1 pseudogene is annotated in these 1,232 nt (G+C 30.0%); it reads left to right on the top strand.

Features of this window, described 5'->3' with window-relative positions:
- Nucleotides 1-188: 188 nt before the first annotated feature.
- A pseudogene (locus CN514_RS24220) lies at nt 189-479 on the top strand (GNAT family N-acetyltransferase); the annotation flags it as partial.
- Nucleotides 480-1,232: the final 753 nt, after the last annotated feature.

Consider the following 1,232-nt stretch of genomic DNA (forward strand, 5'->3'; position numbering starts at 1 on the left):
TTAAGCGTAGACAGTTAGGTAGCGGGCCGATAGCCAAATGGTTGAAGGGATTGAGCTCCGAAATGTTAGTAAATCGAGAGGGCTGATGCCTTACGCGTAGCAGAAAGCTACACTTTACCATTCGATAAGGCAAGAAGATATTGAAGAAGAACTTGAAGCGGTATTAGACGAAGTAGTAAAACGCTTATTATGTTCTTGCTCACGATTATTGGGATAAAGGTATCGTAACAGAAGCCGCAAATGAAGTTATTAAATTTGGTTTTAACAATATGGATTTGGTTCGTATTCAAGCAAGATGTTTTGTAGAAAATAATGGATCAGCACGAGTAATGGAAAAAACGGGAATGTCTTTTGAAGTGATAATTAGAAAAGGTATGTTTGTAAAGGGAAAACATCAAGATATAAAAATATTCTCAATACTAAAAGAAGAGTTTACCTCATTTCATAAACCCAAAATTGAAAATGTAAATAAATATTAAGCAGTTTGATAATTTCAAGCTGCTTATCTTTTGTATAAATGTCCTTTAATTCGAACACTTGGATGTTGTTCCGGTTATGATCAAGATGGAAAATAACCTTGAGGAAGCATTTTGATAATTAATGTAGATTAGCTACTTAAAAAATTAAAAACATTTATTCAACTAACTGGCGCATTAGTTGAACAAAATGTGTTGCTTTTGGCAGCCTTTTTTATTGCGCTAATGGCAATTTAGTGGAATAAGGATTGGTGATCAACTAATGCATGTCTTTGTCCACGACAAGATATTTTGTGAAACAATAATTCTAGTCGTACATTTATGGGGCTAGTTATTTTTATGCATTATTATGTCATTTTGTTTATGGACTTTTATGTCAATTAGAATACAAATATGGGGGAATAGAAACAAGTAAAATGATTTCTAAACTTTTGTGTCAATAATTTATGTACTTTTGTGTCATCCGTCATTACCGGAAGTGAGTACCTGGAGTTATTGGTACTCTTTACTTTTTTCTAGTTTACATAATATATATTATAGGAAGTTGAAGTGAAATCACTATAAACCATCTCAATTAGCAAGTATTCTTAGTGTTTTGAGATGAAACGAAAAAAATCATCAATATGAATAATTAGATCAAAAAAAATCAATTCAGTTTAAATACTAACTAATTTATTAAATAACAAATTCTATATAGTAATTTAATCATTTAACAATTGAGTAAAAATTAATTAATAAAAAATTCTTCAAAAAAAA

This window comes from Bacillus sp. AFS001701, from assembly GCF_002559405.1.
In the GTDB taxonomy this organism is placed as follows: domain Bacteria; phylum Bacillota; class Bacilli; order Bacillales; family Bacillaceae_G; genus Gottfriedia.